The sequence below is a fragment of the Stenotrophomonas sp. TWI602 genome (genome assembly GCF_039674045.1).
In the GTDB taxonomy this organism is placed as follows: domain Bacteria; phylum Pseudomonadota; class Gammaproteobacteria; order Xanthomonadales; family Xanthomonadaceae; genus Stenotrophomonas.
On the sequence record NZ_JBDJMT010000012.1, the window covers coordinates 40,019 to 61,602 of the forward strand.

At 66.8% G+C, this 21,584-nt stretch carries 16 protein-coding genes and 1 riboswitch; of the genes, 10 read left to right on the forward strand and 6 right to left on the reverse strand.

The genetic code is table 11. The annotated features are described in order from the left end of the window. Positions 1-8: 8 nt before the first annotated feature. From ABE483_RS12435 to ABE483_RS12445, 3 genes are all read left to right on the forward strand, one after another. A complete protein-coding gene (locus ABE483_RS12435) occupies positions 9-959 on the forward strand; it encodes a M23 family metallopeptidase (RefSeq protein ID WP_019182479.1) in 951 nt (316 codons plus the stop codon). A 168-nt stretch (positions 960-1,127) separates the two neighbouring features. Further along, positions 1,128-3,860, forward strand: coding sequence for a preprotein translocase subunit SecA (gene secA / locus ABE483_RS12440; RefSeq protein WP_313210213.1), 2,733 nt, complete (start codon positions 1,128-1,130; stop codon positions 3,858-3,860). Between the two features lie 504 nt (positions 3,861-4,364). Further along, positions 4,365-5,324: a Nudix family hydrolase gene (locus tag ABE483_RS12445; protein ID WP_346481790.1), complete on the forward strand. Its 960-nt coding sequence runs from the start codon at positions 4,365-4,367 to the stop codon at positions 5,322-5,324. On the opposite strand, the gene ABE483_RS12450 is transcribed toward ABE483_RS12445, so the two are convergent. Next, positions 5,314-5,880: a hypothetical protein gene (locus ABE483_RS12450; protein ID WP_313219980.1), complete on the reverse strand. Its 567-nt coding sequence runs from the start codon at positions 5,878-5,880 to the stop codon at positions 5,314-5,316. The genes ABE483_RS12445 and ABE483_RS12450 overlap by 11 nt on opposite strands. Before the next feature lie 50 nt (positions 5,881-5,930). Continuing rightward, positions 5,931-6,758 carry a methylenetetrahydrofolate reductase [NAD(P)H] gene (gene metF, locus ABE483_RS12455; RefSeq protein ID WP_313219979.1) on the reverse strand — a complete coding sequence of 276 codons (828 nt, stop codon included), beginning with the start codon at positions 6,756-6,758 and terminating at the stop codon, positions 5,931-5,933. A gap of 124 nt (positions 6,759-6,882) precedes the next feature. Here metF and ABE483_RS12460 point away from each other — a divergent pair, with 124 nt between their 5' ends. The 5 genes from ABE483_RS12460 (at position 6,883) to ABE483_RS12480 (ending at position 11,254) form a co-directional block, all read left to right on the forward strand. Continuing rightward, a complete protein-coding gene (locus ABE483_RS12460) occupies positions 6,883-7,773 on the forward strand; it encodes a TIGR01777 family oxidoreductase (protein WP_346481791.1) in 891 nt (296 codons plus the stop codon). A 121-nt stretch (positions 7,774-7,894) separates the two neighbouring features. Next, positions 7,895-8,815, forward strand: a complete 921-nt coding sequence (locus tag ABE483_RS12465) for an alpha/beta hydrolase (protein ID WP_346481792.1) — start codon at positions 7,895-7,897, stop codon at positions 8,813-8,815. A gap of 107 nt (positions 8,816-8,922) precedes the next feature. Beyond that, entirely contained in the window at positions 8,923-9,906 is a 984-nt protein-coding gene (locus tag ABE483_RS12470; protein WP_346481793.1) for a histidine kinase, read from the forward strand. Next, positions 9,903-10,643 carry a LytTR family DNA-binding domain-containing protein gene (locus ABE483_RS12475; protein WP_346481794.1) on the forward strand — a complete coding sequence of 247 codons (741 nt, stop codon included), beginning with the start codon at positions 9,903-9,905 and terminating at the stop codon, positions 10,641-10,643. Before ABE483_RS12470 ends, ABE483_RS12475 begins: the two co-directional genes overlap by 4 nt. Before the next feature lie 53 nt (positions 10,644-10,696). Beyond that, entirely contained in the window at positions 10,697-11,254 is a 558-nt protein-coding gene (locus ABE483_RS12480; RefSeq protein ID WP_346481795.1) for a DUF3228 family protein, read from the forward strand. Positions 11,255-11,384: 130 nt separating this feature from the next. Here the strand turns inward: ABE483_RS12480 and ybaK are convergent, their stop codons facing one another. Both ybaK and ahcY read right to left on the reverse strand, forming a co-directional pair. Next, complete coding sequence (gene ybaK, locus ABE483_RS12485) at positions 11,385-11,858, reverse strand: Cys-tRNA(Pro) deacylase (protein WP_346481796.1); 474 nt, start codon at positions 11,856-11,858, stop codon at positions 11,385-11,387. 256 nt (positions 11,859-12,114) lie between these two features. Then, entirely contained in the window at positions 12,115-13,560 is a 1,446-nt protein-coding gene (ahcY, locus tag ABE483_RS12490) for an adenosylhomocysteinase (protein WP_313210192.1), read from the reverse strand. A 35-nt stretch (positions 13,561-13,595) separates the two neighbouring features. Further along, a riboswitch (S-adenosyl-L-homocysteine riboswitch) is annotated at positions 13,596-13,685 on the reverse strand. Positions 13,686-13,811: 126 nt separating this feature from the next. Here ahcY and ABE483_RS12495 point away from each other — a divergent pair. Together ABE483_RS12495 and ppc are read left to right on the forward strand one after the other, a co-directional pair. Beyond that, positions 13,812-16,346 carry a prolyl oligopeptidase family serine peptidase gene (locus ABE483_RS12495; protein WP_346481797.1) on the forward strand — a complete coding sequence of 845 codons (2,535 nt, stop codon included), beginning with the start codon at positions 13,812-13,814 and terminating at the stop codon, positions 16,344-16,346. Between the two features lie 286 nt (positions 16,347-16,632). Continuing rightward, the gene (gene ppc / locus ABE483_RS12500; protein WP_346481798.1) at positions 16,633-19,344 is read left to right on the forward strand and encodes a phosphoenolpyruvate carboxylase; all 2,712 of its coding nucleotides are present in this window, start codon (positions 16,633-16,635) and stop codon (positions 19,342-19,344) included. Between the two features lie 111 nt (positions 19,345-19,455). Here the strand turns inward: ppc and ABE483_RS12505 are convergent, their stop codons facing one another. Both ABE483_RS12505 and metK read right to left on the reverse strand, forming a co-directional pair. Beyond that, positions 19,456-19,974 (reverse strand): acyl-CoA thioesterase, encoded by a 519-nt coding sequence (locus ABE483_RS12505; RefSeq protein WP_070471768.1) that lies wholly within the window; start codon positions 19,972-19,974, stop codon positions 19,456-19,458. A gap of 200 nt (positions 19,975-20,174) precedes the next feature. Then, positions 20,175-21,386, reverse strand: a complete 1,212-nt coding sequence (metK, locus tag ABE483_RS12510; RefSeq protein WP_313210185.1) for a methionine adenosyltransferase — start codon at positions 21,384-21,386, stop codon at positions 20,175-20,177. Positions 21,387-21,584 lie beyond the last annotated feature (198 nt).

A 21,584-nucleotide genomic window follows, 5' to 3' on the forward strand; every position in this document is an offset into this window, starting at 1 on the left:
ACTCACTGATGGCATTCAAAAAGATCGTAATCAAAACGCGTGAAGGACAGGCCAAGACGCCGCTGGCGCGTTTGCGTTTCTACTTCGAAGATTCCCCCCGGGCCCTGCTGGGCAGTGTGCTGGGGGTGGGCTGCCTGATCGGCTTCGGTGCCGGTATCGGTGGCAGCATGTTCAACGATTCCCGGCTCCACGCCAAGGTCGCACAGCAGGAACGCGAGCTGGCGCAGGCCCAGAAGGACGCTCAGACCCAGGTCAACGCGCTGGCTGCGCGGATGGGCGAGCTGCAGGCGCAGGCCACCCGTCTCAATGCCCTGGGCGAACGCCTCACCCAGATGGGCAAACTGGAAGACGGCGAATTCGACTTCAACGAGACCCCCGGCCTCGGTGAAGGTGAGCCCGGCCCGACCCAGGACATCCCGGTCAGCGCGGTCAACGCCGACTTACAGGTGCTGGAGCAGCGCTTTGCTGCTTCAGGCCGCCAGCTGTCGGTGATGGAATCGCTGATGTTCGACCACCAGCTCGAACAGAACGCGGTGCCCTCGCGCATGCCGATCCGCAATACCTACATCACCTCCAACTTCGGCACCCGCAGCGATCCGTTCGGTCGTGGTGCGGCCACCCACAAGGGCATGGATTTCCACGCCAAGGTCGGTGACCCGGTGATGTCGGTGGCCGACGGCGTGGTCAGCTTTGCCGGTGTGAAGGGCGGCTACGGCAACGTGGTCGATGTGGACCATGGCAACGGCTATGTGACCCGCTATGCGCATAATTCGCGCCTGGTGGTGAAGCCGGGCGATCTGGTCCGGGCCGGCCAGGAAGTGGCCAAGGCCGGTTCCACGGGCCGTTCCACCGGTGCCCACGTGCACTTCGAGGTCTGGGAACGCGGCCAGGTGGTCAATCCGCGCAAGTTCCTCGGTGATGGCGGCAACACCCCGGTCGGCCGCGTTTCGCGGGGCTGATCACGGTAATGAACTTGAACGGGGGTGCTTGAAACGCCGGACCCCCGTCCCAAGCTACAATGGGTGTTGCCATAGACAGGGCGCAGTGCGCCCTGTTTCGTTTGCGGCGTGCGCATCCCCTGGGGAGAGCGCCGCCGTTGGGGCGTCTCATTCCAACCGGTTCCTTCAATGATCAACAGCCTGCTTACCCGCGTCTTCGGCAGTCGTAATGAACGACAGCTGCGCCAGCTCAACCGCATCGTCGCCAAGATCAATGCGTTGGAGCCGGAAATCGAAAAGCTCTCCGACGAGCAGCTCAAGGCCAAGACCCCGGAGTTCAAGCAGCGCATCGCTGACGGTGAGGCCCTGGACAAGGTGCTTCCCGAAGCGTTCGCGGTCTGCCGTGAAGCCAGCCGCCGTGTGCTGGGCATGCGCCATTACGATGTGCAGCTGATCGGCGGCATGGTCCTGCACCTGGGCAAGATCGCCGAAATGCGCACCGGTGAAGGCAAGACCCTGGTCGCCACGCTGCCGGTGTATCTGAACGCGCTGGAAGGCAAGGGCGTCCACGTGGTCACCGTGAACGACTACCTGGCCCGCCGTGACTCGGCGCAGATGGGCAAGCTCTACAACTGGCTGGGCATGAGCGTGGGCGTGGTCTACCCGGGCATGCCGCACGGCGACAAGCGCGAGGCGTATGCCAGCGACATCACCTACGGCACCAACAACGAATTCGGCTTCGATTACCTGCGCGACAACATGGCGCTGTCCCGTGCGGACCGCTACCAGCGCGGCCTGCATTACGCGATCGTCGATGAAGTCGACTCGATCCTGATCGATGAAGCCCGCACCCCGCTGATCATTTCCGGCCCGGCCGATGATTCCCCGGAGCTGTACATCCGTGTCAACCGCGTCGTCCCGCACCTGATCAAGCAGGAGGCCGAGGAGGGCGAGGGCGATTTCTGGGTCGATGAGAAGGGCAAGCAGGTCCATCTGTCCGAAGCGGGCATGGAGCATGCCGAGGCACTGCTGGTCGAAGCCGGCATCCTCAATGCCGAGACCGAAGGCCTCTACGCCGCGCAGAACCTGACCGTGGTGCACCACCTCAACGCGGCCCTGCGTGCGCATGCGATCTATCAGCGCGACGTGGATTACATCGTGCGCGATGGTGAAGTGGTGATCGTGGATGAATTCACCGGCCGTACCCTGGCCGGTCGCCGCTGGTCCGATGGCCTGCACCAGGCGGTGGAAGCGAAGGAAGGCGTGCCGGTCCAGCGCGAGAACCAGACGCTGGCGAGCATCACCTTCCAGAACCTGTTCCGCATGTACAAGAAGCTGTCCGGCATGACCGGTACGGCCGATACGGAAGCCTACGAATTCCAGAGCATCTACAACCTGGAAGTGGTGGTGATCCCGACCAACCGCCCGACCATCCGCAAGGACGGTTCGGACCAGGTGTTCCTCAACCGCAACGGCAAGTTCAACGCGGTGCTGGCCGATATCCAGGCCTGCAACGAGCGCGGCCAGCCGGTGCTGGTGGGTACCACCTCGATCGAAACCTCGGAGATGCTGTCCGAGCATCTGCGCAAGGCCGGTGTGCACCACGAAGTGCTCAACGCCAAGCAGCATGACCGCGAAGCGACGATCATCGCCAACGCCGGCATGCCGGGCGCGGTGACCATCGCCACCAACATGGCCGGCCGTGGTACCGACATCGTGCTGGGCGGTTCGCTGGAAGCGCAGCTGCATGAGCTGGGCGAAGAGGCGACGCCGGAACAGCGCGCCCAGGTCAAGGCCGAGTGGCAGGTCCGTCACGATGCGGTCAAGGCGGCCGGTGGCCTGCACATCGTCGGCACCGAGCGCCATGAGTCGCGCCGTATCGATAACCAGCTGCGTGGTCGTTCGGGCCGCCAGGGCGATCCGGGTTCGTCCCGCTTCTACCTGTCGCTGGAAGACAACCTGATGCGCATCTTCGCCTCGGACTGGGTCCAGAAGGCGATGCGCATGATGGGCATGAAAGAAGACGACGTCATCGAGGATCGCCTGGTCAGCCGCCAGATCGAAAAGGCGCAGCGCAAGGTCGAAGCGCACAACTTCGATATCCGCAAGAACCTGCTGGACTTCGACGACGTCAACAACGATCAGCGCAAGGTGATCTACAGCCAGCGCGATGAGCTGCTGGATGCGGAGTCGGTGAAGGACAACGTGGATGGCATCCGTGGCGATGTGATCTTCGATGTGGTGGCGCGCTTCGTGCCGCCGAACTCGATCGACGAGCAGTGGGACCTGCAGGGTCTGGAAGCAACGCTGGCGTCGGACTTCGGCATCGACATGTCGCTGACCGACCTGGTCAAGGCGCACGAAGAGCTGGATGCCGAGGGCATCGCCGAGAAGGTGCAGGCCAAGGTCGACGAGCACTTCGCGGCGAAGGAAGCCGGCGTGGGTGACGAGACCATGCGCGCGCTGGAGAAGCACGTGATGCTGACCGTGCTGGACCAGAGCTGGAAGGAGCATCTGGCGCGCATGGATTACCTGCGCCAGGGCATCTACCTGCGCGGTTATGCGCAGAAGCAGCCGAAGCAGGAATACAAGAAGGAAGCCTTCGAACTGTTCTCGGAGATGCTGGAGAACGTGAAGCGCGAAGTGGTGACGTTGCTGGCGCGCGTGCGTATCCGCAGCGAAGAGGAAGTGGCGGCACTGGAACAGGCCGAGCGCCAGCAGGCGGAGGCCCGTCTGCTGCAGTCGCAGTTCCAGCATCAGGACGCGGGCGGTTACGGTGCGGACGAAGAGGCCGCGCAGGTGGAGGCGGCGCAGAACGGCGTGCCGCAGGTCACCCGCGATGAGCCGAAGGTCGGCCGCAATGATCCGTGCCCGTGCGGCAGCGGCAAGAAGTACAAGCACTGCCATGGTCAGCTGAGTTGATCGGCTGATTGGACGTGCCGAAGAAGCCCCGCCTTGTGCGGGGCTTTTTTTTGGTTCTTCTTCCATCCGCGTGGCAGGTATGTGGTGCGCGTTGACCCTTCCAGGCACGGCGGTCGCTGGGTCGGGCGCTGGGGCGCGATGCCCTTGTCGGCGAATGTCCCCCGGTGCCGGCCTGCGGCCGTCCCCTCCTCCTTGATTTCGCCCACAAGGGCATCGCGCCCCACGTATCGAGACTACTGGCGCCCAACAGCAAGGTCCGCTTTTCCTCACTCCTACCGCGCGCGAGCCCCGTAGCGGCCGGCAGGCTCCTGGGCAAAATCAAGGAGGAGGCCGTCGCCGCCAGGCGGCGGCCGGGGGACATTTGCCGAGGGGCCTGCCGGTCGCTGCGGGGCCCTTACGCTCGCGGCAGCTCCGAGCGGAGACGCCACCACGAGCCACAACGAGCCCCTACAACTACCCGCAGGGGCATTGCGTCACGGGCCCCGGTTTGGGCATCCTCGGGGTATGTCATCTCCCCTTCGTTCGATCCATGTCGTGGCCGGCGTCATCACCGATGCCCGTGGCCGCATCCTGCTCAACCGTCGTACCGAGAACCGCGATATGGCCGGCCTGTGGGAATTCCCGGGCGGCAAGCGGGAGCCCGGCGAGACCTCCGAGGAGGCGCTGGTGCGGGAGCTGCGCGAGGAGCTGGGGATCGAGGCCGAGGTCGGTGAGTGGATCATGGACGTGCCGCAGATCTATCCGGACAAGCGGCTGCGGCTGGAGGTGCGCCGGATCCAGAGCTGGAAGGGCTCGCCGCGGGGCCGCGAGGGACAGGCGATCACCTGGGTGGCGCCGGACAAGCTGCACCGGTATTCGATGCCGCCGGCGGATCTGCCGGTGGTGGCGGCGTTGCGGCAGCCGGACCGGTATCTGATCACGCCGGAGCCGGAGGGGGAGGAGGACAGCCTCCACCAGGCCTGGCTGGGGCGGCTGGCGCAGGCGCTGGAAAGCGGGGTGCGCCGGGTGCAGCTGCGCACGCCGTCCAGTCCGGCACGGGTGGCCTTGGCCGAGCGGGTGATCCAGCAGCATGGGCCGCGCACGCAGTGGCTGGTCAACCGGGATATCGACCTGGCCGGTCGGTTGGGGGTCGGGGTGCACCTGGGCAGTGAGCAGCTGCTGGCGCTGGACGCGCGGCCGCTGCCGGTGGGTCAGCTGGTGGCCGCGTCCTGCCACGATCTGGCGCAGCTGCAGGCGGCGCAGCGATTGGGCTGCGACTTCGCGGTGCTGGGGCCGGTGCAGGCGACGGCCAGCCATCCGGGGGCGCCGCCGCTGGGCTGGGCGGCGTTCGAGGCGCTGCGCGAGCAGGTGTCGTTGCCGCTGTATGCGCTCGGCGGGATGACCCCCGGTGATATCGAGGAGGCGCGCCGCCACGGGGCGCAGGGCATTGCGGCGATCCGATCGCTGTGGCCGGCTACAGCGTGATCCAGAAGCAGCCGTACTGACGGCGCAGGCCGAATACGGTCCTGGCCGGGGTGGCGGTGCTGCCGAGGGTCTGTTCGATGCGCAGGCCGACCGGGCGGGGCCGCGAGGGGGCCTCCACAGCGCCCGCAGCGGCGAGTGTCGGGTCCACCCATACTGGCGTGCTGTCCGGGTAGACCGGCGCGATGTCGATCAGCGGGCGTTGCACCACCGATTCCAGACGACCGATGATCTGGTTCGCCGTGGCGTTGGAGACGTTGCTCCACAGGTAGATCGAGGACAGCCGGTTCACGTCCTGCGCGCTGACCGCGTCGCGGATCTGCCCGGTCAGTTCACTGAGCCGGCGCGCGCAGCCGGCGCGGTAGATGCCGGTGTTGCCGACGCTCGCGGTGCGCGGCGGGAGTCGTGAGGTGGCACCCAGTGCATCGCAGCGGCGGTCGGTGAAGACGGTTTCGCCCTGCGCGTTGGTGCAGCGGTTCACGCGCTGCGGTGCCTGCGCCAGGGCAGGCGGCGAGGGCAGGCACAGTGCACACAGCAGGAGCCACACGAGCGGTTTCATCGCAGCAGCGTAGCGGCGTGGGTGTTATCTGCAAGCGATGCGTGGCGGCCTCAGCCGCGCAGCAGTTTCAGGACCTGGGTGGTCGGCTTGGCCAGGTTGAGCGTGTAGAAGTGCAGGCCCGGCGCACCGCCAGCGACCAGGCGTTCGCACAGGCTGGCGACGACCTCCGCACCGAACGCGCGGACCGAGTCGGCATCGTCGCCGTAGGCCTGCATGCGCTTGCCGATCCAGCGCGGAATCTCGGCACCGCACTGCTCGGAGAAGCGGCGCAGCTGGCTGAAATTGGAGATCGGCATGATGCCCGGCACGATCGGTACGGTGACCCCCAGCTTGCGCACCGCATCGACGAAGTGGAAGTAGGCATCGGCGTTGAAGAAGTACTGGGTGATCGCCGCATCGGCACCGGCGTCGATCTTGGTCTTGAAGTGCTTCAGGTCCAGCAGCGCGTCGTTGGCCTGCGGGTGGGTCTCCGGATACGCGCCCACTTCGATGCGGAACGCATCGCCATGCTCGGCGCGGATGAAGCTGATCAGTTCGGAGGCATACCGCAGGTCGCCGGGGTGGCCCATGCCCGAGGGCAGGTCGCCGCGCAGGGCGACGATGCGGCGGCAGCCGATCGCGCGGTACAGCTTGAGCAGTTCGCGGATTTCCTCGCGGCTGCCCCCGACGCAGGACAGGTGCGGGGCGGCTTCGAAACCATGGTGCTGCTTGAGGTGGCGCACGGTTTCGGAGGTATAGCTGAGGGTTGAGCCGCCGGCACCGAACGTACACGACACGTATTCCGGCGCGAACACCTTGAGCTTAGCCGCGGTCCGGTCCAGCTGGGCGCGCTGCTCGTCGGTCTTGGGCGGATAGAACTCGAAGCTGATGGCGGTCATGGCGGGGGTGCGTCGACGGGTGTGGTTCAATCATATCTCTTCATCGCGATGAATGTGAAGTGCTTCGATGTGCCGTGCACGCCGGGCCGGGTACAGTGAGCGCTGATCTTCCGGAGCAATCGCCATGCAGATTCTCGTGACCGGTGGCACCGGCTTCATCGGCAGCCGCCTGTGCGCGCGCCTGCTGGCCGAGGGCCATGACCCCATCGTCCTCACCCGGCGGCCTGGCCGGAACCCGCAGAAGGGCGTGCGCAGCGTTGCAGCGCTGGAGGAGGTCGGTCCGGTCCAGGCGGTGGTCAACCTGGCGGGCGAGCCGTTGATGGACGGCCGCTGGAGTGATGAACGCAAGCAGGCGTTGCGCGATTCCCGGATCGGCACGACGCAGGCTCTGCTGGCCTGGATGGCCGCGCTGCCCGAACGGCCGAAGGTGCTGGTGTCCGGCTCGGCGATCGGCTGGTACGGCCCCCGCGACAGCGCACCGCTGGATGAGACCGCCTCGCCGGGGCACGACTTCGCCGCGATGCTGTGCCGGCAGTGGGAGGCCGAGGCGTTCAAGGCCGAGGACCTCGGCGTGCGCACCTGCGTGCTGCGGACCGGCATCGTGCTCGAACGTGAGGGCGGCGCACTGCAGAAGATGCTGCCACCGTTCCGGATGGGGCTCGGCGGGCCGATGGGCGATGGGCGGCAGTGGATGAGCTGGATCCATCGCGAGGACCTGGTCGGGATGATCCTGTGGCTGCTCACCACCGACCGGGCACGCGGCGCCTACAACGGCACCGCGCCCGGCACGGTCACCAACCGGACCTTCGCCACCACGCTGGGCGAGGTGCTGCATCGTCCAGCACGACTGACCACCCCGGCGTTCGCGTTGAAACTGGGCTTCGGGGAAATGAGCGGGCTGCTGCTGACCGGGCAGAACGTGCAGCCGGCGCACGCGTTGGCGGAGGGGTTTGTCTTCCAGTATCCGTCGCTGCCTGAAGCGTTGCAGGCGATCGTGGGTGCGCCGGATCGCTGAGGCGGGGATGTTCATCCGCCACTGCCGACCGCTCATCGTCTGTCTGCCGCCGCTGCTCATGTAATCGCCCCGGCGGCGACGTCCCGCGGCAGTCTTCATGCTCACCCAGCAGGAGCCTGCCATGTCGACCGTCCGTCCCCGCCGCCTCTACTCCATCGCCCCGTTGGCCGCGCTCGCGCTGACCGCATGGGCCACCTTGGTCAGTCCCGCGCATGCCGCCACCGAGCATTTCCAGGATCTGCAGGTCGAGGTGATCGGCAGCGGCCGGCCGGTGATGATGATCCCGGGCCTCAACAGCGGTGCGCAGGTCTGGCGCGAGACCTGCGCCGCGCTGCAGCCACAGGTGCAATGCCACTTGATACAGCTGCCCGGCTTTGCCGGTGCGCCTGCGGTGGCCAGCGATGACTTTCTGAGCGCCATGCGTGACCGCCTGCTGGCCTACAGCGCGGACCGCAAGCTCGATCATCCGGCCGTGATCGGCCACAGCCTCGGTGGTGTGCTGGCGCTGCAGATGGCGATCGCGGCGCCGCAGAAGATCGGGCCACTGGTGATCGTCGATGCCCTGCCGTATTTCGGCGCGGTCCAGAATCCGACCGCGACGCCGGCCACGCTCAAGCCGATGGCCGAGCAGATGCGGGCCGGGATGCTTGCCGCCGACGCCACGCAGTACGCGGCGCAGACCGACGCCGCCGTTGCCAACATGGCGCACGCCCCCGAGCAGGTTGCGACCTTGAAGCTGTGGGGACGCGACAGTGACCGCGCCACCACCGCCAACGCGATGTACTCGATGACGATGACCGACCTGCGCCAGCCGATCGCCGGCATCACGGCCCCGGTGCTGGTGCTGGGCGCGTGGGCGGCCTATCAGCCGTTCGGTGCGACCGAAGCCAGTACGCGGCAGGTATTCGCCACCCAGTACGCCGCGCTGCCCGGCGTGCGGATCGAGATGAGCCGCGCCGGCTACCACTTCCTGATGTGGGATGATCCGCGCTGGCTGCAGACGCAGATCCGGGGCTTCCTTGATCTGCCTGCAGCGCCCTGATCGAGGCCGGCGTGGAGACGATGAGCGAGAAGCGGACAGCACGCGATACCGGTTTCTGGTGGGCGAATGCGGGTCTATGGTCCTGCTACCTGGGCTTGAGCCTCGGCATGGGTATCGCTTACCGCGGCAACTGGTCCGGCGGGACCCTGATCTACGTAATGGTCGCGCTTGGTCTGTTCGCCGGCAGCGCAGCGATTCGCGCCTGGGCGCTTCGTCATGCCTGGTTGCAGCGCGATCTGCTGGGAATCACGTGGCGGATGACGCTGGCCGTGGTGATCGTCGCGGCCGCCATCCAGCTCGCTACCGCGGCTGTGCTGTTGCCCGCGGTGGCCTGGGAGTGGGTGAAGCTGCCCGGGCAACGCGCCTATTACAGGCCGATCGACATCTTCAACTATTGGCTCAGCACCGCCATCGTTCTGAGCGTGTGGTGCGCACTGTGGACCGGCCGCCGCGCGCTGCAGCGTGCGCGCCACAGCGAGATGGCGCAGCTGCGCGCCGAAGCGCAGCGGGCGACGCTGGAGCACCAGGCGCTGCGTGCGCGGCTCAATCCCCACTTCGTGTTCAATGCGCTCAACAACCTGCGCGCCCTGATCAATGAAGACCCGGCGCGTGCACGCGACATGGTCACCCATCTCTCCAGCACGTTGCGGCACGCCCTGGTGCATACCGACGGGGGCTGGGTCACTTTGGCCGAGGAGTGGCGCGTGGTACAGGACTACCTGGCGGTGGAGGCGATCCACTACGAGGACCGCTTGCGCGTTCACACCGACATCGAGCCGGCCGCGCTGTCCGCACGGCTGCCGCCGATGGCGCTGCAGCTGCTGGTGGAAAATGCGATCAAGCACGGCATCGCCGTCCATCCCGGCGGCGGTGAGCTGACGATCCGCGTGCGCCTCGATGGCGGCCGGCTGCGGGTGGCGGTGGACAATCCCGCCGCGCACGACGCCAGCAGCGAAGGCCACGGCATCGGGCTGGCCTATCTGCGCGCGCAGCTGGGCATCGACGCGGCGCCCTCTTCATCCAGCCGGGGCACGTTCCTGCTGGAGCGACAGGGTGAGCGCATGCTGGCCCGCCTGGAGGTGCAGCAATGAGCGCCTTACTGCGGGTGTTGATCGTGGACGATGCGCGACTGGCGCGCCGCGAGCTGCGTACCCTGCTGGCGGCGATCCCGTGGGTGGTGTGTGTCGGCGAGGCCGACGACGTGCCCGCGGCCCGCGAGGCGATCCTGCGCGAGCAGCCCGATCTGGTGTTGCTCGATGTGCAGATGCCCTCGGGCGAGGGCTTCGATGTGCTCGAGGCTCTGGAGACGGTGCCGATGGTGGTGTTCGTCACCGCTTACGACCAGTACGCGGTGCGCGCCTTCGAAACCAACGCGCTCGACTACCTGGTCAAGCCGGTGGAGGCAGGCCGCCTGCAGGCGGCGCTGGAACGCGGCCGGGAGCGCCTCTCGGCACCGGCCGCCCCCACTGCGGCGGACAGCGTGCGCGATGCGCTGGGTGCCGAGGATCAGGTGTTCCTGCGCGATGGGGAGCGCTGCTGGTTCGTGGCGCTCGGGGAGATCCGCAAGGTCGTGGTTGACGGCAACTACGCGCGGCTGTGGTTCCGCGACCAGAACGCGGTGCTGGCACGCAGCCTCAGCACGCTGGAGGCACGGCTTTCGCCGGCGCTGTTCTTCCGCGCCAACCGCAACACGCTGGTCAATCTGCGACGTGTGCGTGCGATCGAACCGTCCCTCGGCGATGGCTACGACCTGACCCTGGATGATGGCAGCCAGGTGGAGGTGTCGCGGCGGCAGGCCCGCGAGCTGCGTGAGCGGCTGGCGCTGTAGGGCACGCGCCGCACGCGTTACCCTGTGGGGATCTCCACCGCCTGACTGTGCCCATGTCCATCGTTCTCACTGCGTTCGCCCGTCCCCGCCTGTTTCCGCGCGTGCCGCGCGGCAACACCATCCAGGACTGCACCGCCGAGCAGTTCGAACAGCACCTCAACACGCATGCGCCGTTCAAGGTGCTCGATGGCTACGCGCCCTTCTGCAAACTGCATGTGTACGAAAACTGGACCTCCACGCGCTGCCTGAGCGTGCCGATCACGGAGGGCAACCGTCACCAGCTGCGCAGTGGCTATGAGGCGCGCAACCGCGAGGAACTGCCGGTGCTGGTGCGCTGGTTCGAAGGCGTGGAATCGCCGCGCGCGAACTACCTGGTGGTGATCCTGTACAGCGCCGAGCAGTTGGCCAAAGAGGGCTCGCCCATCGATGCGGACTGGGGCATCGTGGGCTGCATCTACACCGCCGAGCCGGAGGAAGTGCCGATGGCCCCGATCACCATGATGCGCAACGCATTGGGCGTGGAAGAGGGTGGCTCGGGCGTGCCGCTGGATCGCGAGGCGTATCAGCGCGCCGTGACGTTCTGGGACAGCAACGCCAACTGGCGGCCCTGAGGCGCTGGAGCCGCAGCGATGGCACGTTGATCGAAGACGACGGGTAGTGCCGGCCGCTGGCCGGCTCCTCAGTCTGTCTGACGCATGAGGCAAGCGTCACGGGGAGCCGGCCAGCGGCCGGCACTACCGGTCAACGTGCTTTCCCGATGCTCGCGTAGCTGCCGCCAGTAAGCTGCAGCAGATCGGCCGGTGCCAGCGCCACCTCCAGCCCGCGCCGGCCGGCGCTGACATGCAGCGTCGGTAGCGCCTGCGCGCTGGCATCGAGGAAGGTGCGGTGCTTTTTCTTTTGCCCCAGCGGGCTGATCCCGCCGACCAGGTAACCGGTGGCGCGCTGTGCCTGCTCGACCTGTGCCATCTCGCACTTCCTGCAACCGGCTGTTTCGGCGAGCGCCTTCAGGTCAAGGGTGCCGCTCACCGGCACGATCGCCACCAGCAGCTCGTGCTTCTCGGTACTGGCCAGCAGCGTCTTGAATACCTGCACTGGATCCAGGCCGAGCTGCTGCACTGCCTCGCCACCGTAGGAGTCGGCGGCGGCGTCATGGTGATAGGACAGCACGGTGTGCGCGATGCCGGATTGCTTCAGCAGGTTGATGGCGGGCGTCATGGCGGCATCGTAGCGTGGTGCGCGGAGTGTTGGCTTGACCGAGGCTATCGGAACCGCCGTACCGACCAACGGTCGGTACCTACCGGAACTGCCGTACCGACCAATGGTCGGTACCTACCGGAACCGCTGTACCGACCAACGGTCGGTACCTACCGGAACCGCTGTACCGACCAACGGTCGGTACCTACCGCGATCCAACGAAAACGGGCGCCTTTCGGCGCCCGTCTGTTTCAACGCAGCTGGACCGGCACGCCGATCAGTAGCGGTAATGCTCCGGCTTGAACGGACCTTCCACCGGCACGCCGATGTAATCGGCCTGCTCCTGGCTCAGGGTGGTCAGCTTCACGCCGATCTTTTCCAGATGCAGGCGCGCCACTTCTTCGTCCAGCTTCTTCGGCAGCAGGTATACCTTCTTCTCGTAGCTGTCCTTGTTCGCCCACAGGTCGATCTGCGCGAGCGTCTGGTTGGCGAACGAGTTGGACATCACGAAGCTCGGGTGGCCGGTCGCGCAGCCCAGGTTGACCAGACGGCCATCGGCCAGCAGGAAGATCGCATTGCCGTTGTCGAAGATGTACTTGTCGACCTGCGGCTTGATGTTGATCTTCTGCACGCCGGCCAGCGCGTTCAGCGCATCGACCTGGATCTCGTTGTCGAAGTGGCCGATGTTGCAGACGATGGCCTGGTCCTTCATCGCGCTCAGGTGCTCGATGCGGATGATGTCCTTGTTGCCGGTGGTGGTGACGTAGATGTCGCCACGGCCCAGGGTGGATTCCAGGGTGTTGACCTCGAAGCCTTCCATCGCGGCCTGCAGGGCGCAGATCGGATCGATCTCGGTGACCACGACGCGCGCGCCGTAGGCGCGCAGCGACGCGGCGCAGCCCTTGCCCACGTCACCGTAGCCGCACACCACGGCGACCTTGCCGGCCAGCATCACGTCCATCGCGCGCTTGAGGCCATCGGCCAGCGACTCGCGGCAGCCGTACAGGTTGTCGAACTTGCTCTTGGTGACCGAGTCGTTGACGTTGATCGCCGGGATCAGCAGGGTGCCGGCCTGGGCCAGCTGGTACAGGCGGTGCACGCCGGTGGTGGTCTCTTCGGAGACACCCTTCCAGTCCTTGACCACGCGGGCCCAGTAACCCGGGCGCTCCTTGGCGACGCGCTTGAGCAGGTTCTTGATGACCTGCTCTTCGTGCGAGGCGGCCTTCTCGTTGACCCAGTCGCTGCCGTTTTCGAGCTCATAGCCCTTGTGGATCAGCAGGGTCACGTCACCGCCATCGTCCACCACCAGCTCCGGGCCGGTCAGGGTGCCGTCGGGCAGGGTGAAGGTCAGTGCGTCCAGGGTGCAGTCCCAGTATTCCTCCAGCGACTCGCCCTTCCAGGCGAACACCGGGGTGCCCGACTTGGCAATCGCCGCCGCCGCGTGGTCCTGGGTCGAGAAGATGTTGCACGAGGCCCAGCGCACGTCCGCGCCGATGTCCTTCAGGGTCTCGATCAGCACCGCGGTCTGGATGGTCATGTGCAGCGAGCCGGTCACGCGCACGCCCTTCAGCGGCAGGGTGGCGGCGTGCTTGCGACGGATCGACATCAGGCCCGGCATTTCATGCTCGGCGATGTCCAGCTCCTTGCGGCCCCAATCGGCCAGGGAGATATCGGCAATCTTGTAATCGCCTTCGGTGGAGAAGGTCTTGGCAACAGCGTTCATTCAAAGCTCCGGTGTAATGACGAGTCGATACTCGTGTTCGCCGGGCGCCGTTGGAACCAATCCTGGCCACCGAGCCTGGCCGCCCCCGGAGAAGGTCCGGAACGGTCGCAGCGCCCCTCGGTGGAGGGTCACCCATTATATCGCGGCCGGTTGCATTGGCATGAATCGGTCCCTGCCCCCAACCATCGGCAGGGGGGCGATCGGCGCGCGGCTGTTAAGGTCGGGGGTTCGTATCAGCACAGGCACACACCATGACACGCACCCCCGGTCGACGCGCTCCACAGTGGCGCCATACCTTGATCCTCGGACTGGCCCTGCTGGCGGTGCCGCCGTTGGCGCTGGCCGCCGCCCCGGCCGCGAAGACCACTGCGCCGACCGCAGCCGCCGCCAAGGGCGATCAGGGCGGCTACGAGCTACCGTCGCCGGCCCTGCAGGCCGTGGTCGATGCGCCGCGTGCCCCGACCCTGAGCCTGTCCCCGCGCCGTGACCTGGCCGCGCTGCTGCAGACACCGCCGCTGCCGTCGATCAACGACGTGGCCCAGCCCGAACTGAAGCTGGCCGGCCTGCGCATCAACCCGGCCACGCATTCGGCCAGCCGCTTCAGCTTCGCCGACAAGCTGTGGCTGATGAGCGTCGCCGATGGCAAGGAGCGCCAGATCAGCGGGTTGCCGCAGCCGTTGTCGATCGCCACCTTTGCCTGGTCGCCGGACCAGAAGTACATCGCCTTCAACCAGGTGCAAGCGGCCACCCGCACCAATGAGCTGTGGATCGTCGATGTCGAGGCCGGTTCGGCGCGCCGCCTGGTCGGTGATCTGAACACGGTGATGGGCGATGGCTACAGCTGGCAGCCCGACAGCCGCGGCCTGCTGGTGATGCAGCAGCTCAAGGGCCAGGGTGCGGCACCGGCTGCCGGCGGCATCCCGACCGGCCCGGCGATCCAGCAGACCGAGGCCGACGCCGGTGTGCGCACGATCCGTACCTACCAGGACATGCTCAAGAACGAGGCCGATGCCCGCCTCTTCGACTACTACGCCAGCGCGCAGCCGGCCAAGGTCGCGCTCAACGGCGTGACCACGCCGCTGTCCACCGGTGGGGTGTACTGGGATGTCACCCTCTCCCCGGATGGCCGTTACCTGCTGAGCGAGCGGGTGGTGCGTCCGTATTCCTATCTGGTGCCGGCCAGCGCGTTCGCGCGTCGCATCGAAGTGCTGTCCGCCGTGGACGGCAAGCTCGAACACACCGTCGCCGACCTGCCGTTGAAGGAAGGCCTGCCGACCGGCAACGATGCGGTGGCCACCGGCGTGCGCCGGATCGACTGGCGCGCCGATGCACCGGCGACCCTGGTCTGGGCCGAAGCGCAGGACGGCGGCGACCCGAACCGCGAGGCCAAGGTGCGCGATGCGGTGCTGATGCAGGCCGCCCCCTTCGATAAGCCGCCGGTGACGCTGGCGCAGCTGGGCAGCCGTTACGCGGGCATCCAGTGGGGCCGTGGCGATCTGGCGCTGCTCAACGAATCGTGGTGGAAGAACCGCGAGGTCAAGCAGTGGCGGATCGCGCCGGACCAGCCGGAGAAGGCGGCGGAACTGCTGTCGGCGCGTTCCTCCCAGGACCGCTACAACGACCCGGGCCGCCCGGGCCTGGTGCGCGACGTCAACGGTCGCTCGCGCCTGCAGGTCAGCGCCGATGGCCGCAGCATCTTCCTGTACGGGCTGGGCGCCTCGCCGGAAGGCGACCGTCCGTTCGTGGATCGCCTTGATCTGGACAGCAAGCAGACCACCCGCCTGTTCCACTCGCAGGCGCCGTCCTACGCCGCGCCGGTGGCGCTGCTTGACCAGGAAGGCACCTCGCTGCTGCTGACCCGTGAATCGCCCGACGAGCCGGCCAACTTCTACGTGCAGTCGCTGGCCGATGCCACCGCCGCACCGAAGGCGTTGACCCACTTCCAGCACCCGCTGCCGCAGCTGCGTGGGGTGAGCAAGGAGCAGATCCGCTACAAGCGCAACGATGGCGTCGACCTGACCGCCACGCTGATGCTGCCGCCGGGCTACAACGCGAAGAAGGACGGTCCGTTGCCGCTGCTGATGTGGGCCTATCCGGGCGAGTTCAAGACGGCCGAGGCCGCCAGCCAGGTCACCGATTCCCCGTACCGCTTCAACGCGATCAGCTACTGGGGCCCGCAGGCGTTCCTGGCCAAGGGCTACGCGGTGCTGGTCAGCCCCTCGATGCCGATCATCGGCGAGGGCGACAAGGAGCCGAACGACACCTACCTGCCGCAGCTGATCGCCAATGCCGAGGCGGCCGTGAATGAAGTGGTGCGGCGTGGCGTGACCGACCGTGAGCACATCGCGATCGGTGGCCACTCCTACGGTGCGTTCATGACCGCCAACCTGCTCGCGCATACCCGCCTGTTCAAGGCCGGCATCGCGCGCAGCGGTGCGTACAACCGCACGCTGACCCCGTTCGGCTTCCAGGCCGAAGAGCGCAACTACTGGCAGGCGCAGGACGTCTACCAGAAGATGTCGCCGTTCAACTATGCCGACAAGATCAAGGACCCGATCCTCTTCATCCACGGCGTGGACGACAACAATTCCGGCACGTTCCCGATCCAGAGCGAGCGCATGTTCGCCGCGGTGAAGGGGCTGGGCGGTACCTCGCGCCTGGTGATGCTGCCCAACGAATCGCATGCTTACCGCGCGCGCGAATCGATCATGACCATGCTGGCCGAAAGCGAGCGGTGGCTGGAGCAGACCGTAGGCGAGGGCAAGCCGGTCAAGAAGAAGCGCTGATCGGCCCTGGCCGGCACCCATCGTGATGGGGCCGGCCACGATCCGATGCGGATCCTGGTCGTTGATGCCGGCGGTTGGCCGGCACGAAAAATGACAGGTAGGTACCGGCCGTTGGCCGGTACGGAAAATGACAGGTAGGTACCGGCCGTTGGCCGGTACGAAAAATGATCGGCAAGCGCCGGCCAGCGGCCGGCACTACCAGATGTAACTATTTGCGCGACGCAGCAACGACGCGATTGTGGGTTAGGCTTGAGCGGATTCCGTTCCCGAGGCCAGTGCGTCGCAGATGAACGAGTACCGTAGCAGCATCGTTTTTGCCACTCCCGATATTCCCCTGCGTGACGATGTACGCCGACTCGGCGCACTGGTCGGCGACCTGCTCGCCGAGCAGGTCTCAACGCAGTTTTTCGATGATGTGGAACAGGTGCGTACGCGCGCCATCGCCCGCCGCGAAAGCGACGCCCCGCTGTCCGACCTCAACGATGCCCTGACCGGCCTGCCGCCCGAGCGCGCCGAAGCGATGGTGCGTGCGTTCAGCACCTACTTCCAGGTGGTGAACATCGCCGAGCGCGTGCACCGCATCCGCCGGCGCCGTGACTACCAGCGTGCCGGTACGGCCACGCCGCAGCCGGATGGCCTGCAGGACGCACTGGTCAATCTCAAAGCGCAGGGCGTGACCCTGGCCGAGCTTGCCGAGTGGCTGCCGCGCATCGATATCGAGCCGGTGTTCACCGCGCATCCGACCGAAGCGGTCCGCCGTGCGCTGCTGGAAAAAGAGCAGTTGATGGTTGCCAGCCTGGTCGACAACCTCGACGGCCAGCGCACGCCGGGTGAAGCCGCCGCCGACGCGGCACGTTTCCGCATGGCCCTGACGGCGTCGTGGCAGACCACCGATTCCTCGCCTGTGCGCCCGACCGTGGACGACGAGCGGGAGCATGTCGGCTTCTACCTGGTGCAGGTGCTGTACCGGGTGATTCCGGTGCTGTACGAATCGCTGCAGCAGGCGCTGCTGGATACCTACGGCGAGGAACTGCCGCTGCCGCGCCTGCTGCGCTTCGGCACGTGGGTGGGCGGCGACATGGATGGCAATCCGAACGTGGACGCCGGCACCATCCGCAACACGCTCGATGCGCAGCGCCAGGCCGTACTCGGCCGCTACCAGAAAGACCTGCTGCAGCTGGCCAGCCTGCTCAGCCAGTCCACCGAGCGGGTGGCGGTCAGCGATGCGCTGCAGGCACGTGTGGAGCAGTACAAGGTGCTGCTGCCCAAGGTCACCTCGCGGCCGCGACATGCCGACATGCCCTACCGCCTGCTCAACGACCGCATGCGCGCACGCGTGCAGGCGACGATGGACGATGCGGAAGGCGCCTACGCGTCGCCGCAGGAACTCACCGACGACATCGAGCTGATCCTGCGCAGCCTGCACGACAACAAGGGCGACCACGCGGGCGGTTTCGCGGTGCGCCGCCTGCTGTGGCGGGTGCGTACCTTTGGCTTCCATCTGGCACGGTTGGACGTGCGCCAGGAGTCCAGCGTGCACGGCCGCGCGCTCGCCAGTGTGCTGGATGGGCAGGACACCTGGGACGCCGCCGACGCGGTCACCCGCGCCGCGCGCCTGGCCCCGTTCGCCAGTGGCGAGCAGGCGCTGCCGGCGAGCGATGAGGAGGGCGGTGAGCGGCTGGATGCAGTGTTCGCGGCACTGGCCGATGCACGCCGGCGACACGGTGCCGATGCGCTGGGCAGCTACATCATCTCGATGGCGCACGACCGCAGCGATGTGCTCGCCGTACTCGCGCTGGCGCGCCGCGGCGGCCTGGTGGATGACGCCGGCGCGGTGCCGCTGGACATCGCGCCGTTGTTCGAAACCGTGGATGACCTCAAGCGCGGTACCGACACCCTGCGCGATCTGCTGGCCGACCCGGTCTACCGCACGCACCTGGCCTCGCGCGGTGATGTGCAGATGGTGATGCTCGGCTATTCGGACAGTGGCAAGGACGGTGGTATCGCGGCCTCGCGCTGGGGGCTGCAGCGCGCCCAGGTGGAACTGCTGGACGTCGCCGCCGAGAACGACATCCGGCTGACCTTCTTCCACGGCCGTGGCGGCTCGATCAGCCGCGGGGGTGGCAAGACCACGCACGCCGTGGATGCCTCGCCGCGCGGCAGCATCGACGGCCGTCTGCGCGTGACCGAGCAGGGCGAAGTGATCCATCGCAAGTACGGCATCCGTGCACTGGCGCTGCGCTCGCTGGAGCAGTCCACCGGTGCGGTGCTGCGCTCCAGCCTGCGCCCGCGCGCAGCGGAACCGCGCGAGGAACAGTGGCGCCCGGTGATGGACCTGATCGCGCAGAAGAGTGCGGAGGCATACCGCGCCTTCGTCGGACAGAAAGACTTCATGCAGTACTTCCGCCTGGCCACGCCGATCGACGTGATCGAGCGGATGACCTTGGGCTCACGCCCTTCGCGCCGGCTGGGCGAGGATGCCGCACTGACCAACCTGCGCGCGATTCCATGGGTGTTTGCGTGGAGCCAGGCGCGTGCCGTGATCCCGGGCTGGTATGGCGTCGGCAGTGGCCTGCAGGCGGCGATCGATGCCGGTCACGAAGGCCTCCTGAAAGAGATGGCGCGCGACTGGCCGTTCTTCAGCACGTTCCTGGACGACATCGCGATGGTGCTGTCCAAGGGCGACCTGACCATCGCCGAACAGTTCTCGCAGTTGTCCGGTGCGTTGCATGGCCGCTTCTTCCCGCAGATCCAGGGCGAGCTTGAGCTCACCTCACAGTGGATCCTGGCATTGACCGGGCAGGACGCACTGCTGCAGCACGACCAGCGTCTGGCGCTGTCGATCCGCCTGCGTAATCCCTACATCGATCCGATCAGCGTGCTGCAGGTCGACCTGCTGCGCCGCTGGCGGGAGAGCGGGGGCGAAGACGACGATGTGCTGCGCGCGCTGGTGGCGTGCGTGAACGGTGTTTCGCAGGGCGTACAGAACACCGGATAGGCCACGCCGGGTAGTGCCGGCCGCTGGCCGGCAGCGCGCGCCATATGGCAGGTATCGACCAACGGTCGATACCTGGCCGGTAGGCCATGACCGTTGGTCATGGCCCAGGGCTCAGACCCGCTCGACCAGATCGCCCGGTGCAGGCGGATTGGATGCCAGCAGCTCCAGGTGGCGCTGCTCCATCTCTTCGCGCAGCTGGCGGCGGATCAACGCGGCGGCATGCCGGCGGCGTTCGTCGGCGGTCTCCAGCACCAGCGGCGGCACCGGGGTCGGCTTGCCGTCGTCGTCCACCGCGACCATGGTGAAGAAGCAGCTGTTGGCGTGGCGCACGCTGCGCTTGAGGATGTCCTCGGCCACCACCTTGACCCCGATCTCCATCGAGGAGGTGCCGGTGTAGTTCACCGAGGCCAGGAAGGTGACCAGCTCGCCGACCGCGATCGGCTGGCGGAACATCACCTGGTCCACCGACAGGGTGACCACGTAGCTGCCGGCATAGCGGCTGGCGCAGGCATAGGCGACCTGGTCGAGCAGGCGCAGCACGGCACCGCCGTGCACCTTGCCGGAGAAATTGGCCATGTCCGGTGACATCAGCACCGTCATGGACAGCTGGTTGGATTTGAATTCGGGCATGGACAGAGTGTAGCGCCGGTTGCCCGCCCGGTTGCCCGCCCGGTAGAGCCGACCGTTGGTCGGCTGGGCGGGGTGCCCGAACGACGACGGGCCGCTTTCGCGACCCGTCGTTTGTTTCGATCATTGCCCCGCTGCGCGCGGCCAGCCGACCAACGGTCGGCTCTACCCGTAAGAAAAGGGCCGCTTTCGCGGCCCATTTCTTACTTCAACTTCGCATCCGCGCGCAGGGCGGCGGCGCGATCGGTCTTCTCCCAGGAGAAGGCGGTCGCGTTGACGGTTTCGCCAGCAGCGTTGAGGTAGCTGAAGTCCTTCGGCTTGCGGCCGAAGTGACCGTAGGCCGCGGTCTGCTGGTACATCGGGTGGATCAGGTCCAGCATCTGGATGATGCCGTACGGGCGCAGGTCGAAATGCTTGCGGATCAGCTTTTCGATCTTGTCATCGCTGATCTTGCCGGTGCCGAAGGTGGTGACCGAGATCGAGGTCGGCTCGGCCACGCCGATGGCGTAGGAGACCTGCACTTCGCAACGGTCGGCCAGGCCGGCGGCCACGACGTTCTTGGCGACGTAACGGGCCGCGTAAGCCGCCGAACGGTCGACCTTGGACGGATCCTTGCCCGAGAACGCACCACCCCCGTGACGGGCCCAGCCGCCGTAGGTGTCGACGATGATCTTGCGGCCGGTCAGGCCGCAGTCGCCCACCGGGCCGCCGATCTCGAACTTGCCGGTCGGGTTGATGTGGAACTTGGTGCCCTTGTGCAGCCACTTGGCCGGCAGCACCGGCTTGATGATCTCTTCGCGGACGGCCTCGATGAGGTCCTTCTGCTTCACGCCCGGGGCGTGCTGGGTCGACAGCACCACCGCGTCGATGGCCGAGACGGCACCGTTTTCATAGCGCAGGGTGACCTGGCTCTTGGCATCCGGGCGCAGCCAGGACAGCGGCGAATTCTTCTTCTTGCGGATCTTGGCCTGCTGCTCGACCAGGCGGTGCGACAGGTGGATCGCGGCCGGCATGTAGCTGTCGGTCTCGTTGGTGGCATAGCCGAACATCAGGCCCTGGTCGCCAGCGCCCATTTCTTCGGGCTTCTTGCGGTCCACGCCCTGGGCGATGTGCGGCGACTGCTTGCCGATCAGGTTCAGCACGCCGCAGGTCGCGCCGTCGAAGCCGACGTCGGAGCTGTCGTAGCCGATGTCCAGGATCACCTTGCGGGTCAAGGCTTCCAGGTCGATCCAGGCGCTGGTGGTGATTTCACCGGCGACGATGGCCACGCCAGTCTTGACCATGGTTTCGCAGGCCACGCGCGCACGCTTGTCCTGGGTCAGGATCGCGTCCAGCACCGCATCGGAGATCTGGTCGGCAATCTTGTCCGGATGGCCTTCGGAGACCGATTCGGAGGTGAACAGGTAGCTGGACATCAGGCGTAATATCCTTTGATTCGGATGGAAAGATGGCCGCGAATGATACACGGCAAGTCGCGCACTTGCATTGTGCGTCAGCACGGGTTGCCCGTGGTTAAGCCCGCGTGCCCGTCGCAGGGCCCGGTGTGACGGGATTGGGGCCCAGCGTCGCCGCCCAGTGTTCCACGAGCGTGACAAATGGCCTGCCGCCCGTGC

Excerpts from the sequence above, each read along its gene's own strand:
- ABE483_RS12435 (WP_019182479.1), top strand. The coding sequence starts at position 9 with ATGGCATTCAAAAAGATCGTAATCAAAACGCGTGAAGGACAGGCCAAG.
- secA (WP_313210213.1), top strand. The coding sequence starts at position 1,128 with ATGATCAACAGCCTGCTTACCCGCGTCTTCGGCAGTCGTAATGAACGA.
- ABE483_RS12445 (WP_346481790.1), top strand. The coding sequence starts at position 4,365 with ATGTCATCTCCCCTTCGTTCGATCCATGTCGTGGCCGGCGTCATCACC.
- ABE483_RS12450 (WP_313219980.1), bottom strand. The coding sequence starts at position 5,880 with ATGAAACCGCTCGTGTGGCTCCTGCTGTGTGCACTGTGCCTGCCCTCG.
- metF (WP_313219979.1), bottom strand. The coding sequence starts at position 6,758 with ATGACCGCCATCAGCTTCGAGTTCTATCCGCCCAAGACCGACGAGCAG.
- ABE483_RS12460 (WP_346481791.1), top strand. The coding sequence starts at position 6,883 with ATGCAGATTCTCGTGACCGGTGGCACCGGCTTCATCGGCAGCCGCCTG.
- ABE483_RS12465 (WP_346481792.1), top strand. The coding sequence starts at position 7,895 with ATGTCGACCGTCCGTCCCCGCCGCCTCTACTCCATCGCCCCGTTGGCC.
- ABE483_RS12470 (WP_346481793.1), top strand. The coding sequence starts at position 8,923 with ATGGGTATCGCTTACCGCGGCAACTGGTCCGGCGGGACCCTGATCTAC.
- ABE483_RS12475 (WP_346481794.1), top strand. The coding sequence starts at position 9,903 with ATGAGCGCCTTACTGCGGGTGTTGATCGTGGACGATGCGCGACTGGCG.
- ABE483_RS12480 (WP_346481795.1), top strand. The coding sequence starts at position 10,697 with ATGTCCATCGTTCTCACTGCGTTCGCCCGTCCCCGCCTGTTTCCGCGC.
- ybaK (WP_346481796.1), bottom strand. The coding sequence starts at position 11,858 with ATGACGCCCGCCATCAACCTGCTGAAGCAATCCGGCATCGCGCACACC.
- ahcY (WP_313210192.1), bottom strand. The coding sequence starts at position 13,560 with ATGAACGCTGTTGCCAAGACCTTCTCCACCGAAGGCGATTACAAGATT.
- ABE483_RS12495 (WP_346481797.1), top strand. The coding sequence starts at position 13,812 with ATGACACGCACCCCCGGTCGACGCGCTCCACAGTGGCGCCATACCTTG.
- ppc (WP_346481798.1), top strand. The coding sequence starts at position 16,633 with ATGAACGAGTACCGTAGCAGCATCGTTTTTGCCACTCCCGATATTCCC.
- ABE483_RS12505 (WP_070471768.1), bottom strand. The coding sequence starts at position 19,974 with ATGCCCGAATTCAAATCCAACCAGCTGTCCATGACGGTGCTGATGTCA.
- metK (WP_313210185.1), bottom strand. The coding sequence starts at position 21,386 with ATGTCCAGCTACCTGTTCACCTCCGAATCGGTCTCCGAAGGCCATCCG.